Genomic DNA, 239 nt, shown 5'->3' with positions numbered 1-239 from the left:
GCAACGAGTGGGGCTTCCAAGGCGCTGTTATTACCGATTTCGCTACGATTGCTTCCCCATACATGGTTCCTATGCAGGGTGTGGCTGCTGGATCAGATATCCAACTAACATGGCGCATTTTCGAACAGTTTAAGAATACAGATAATCCAACGGCTGTATATTTCTTACGCAAAGCTGCTCACAATGTCATGTTTGCAACAGCCAACTCCAGCTCGCTTAATGGCTATGCATATGGAGCA

The 239-nt window shown here is 46.4% G+C and carries 1 protein-coding gene; it reads left to right on the top strand.

The window, feature by feature from the left end:
• A partial coding sequence (locus QP413_RS10160; RefSeq protein WP_284781631.1) for a hypothetical protein occupies nt 1-239 on the top strand: 239 nt, incomplete at both ends.

The organism is Corynebacterium sp. UMB4614 (assembly GCF_030217065.1).
Taxonomy (GTDB): Bacteria; Actinomycetota; Actinomycetes; order Mycobacteriales; family Mycobacteriaceae; genus Corynebacterium.
The sequence above is the reverse complement of the archived record's forward strand: the minus strand, read 5'-3'. Positions and strand labels throughout refer to the sequence as shown.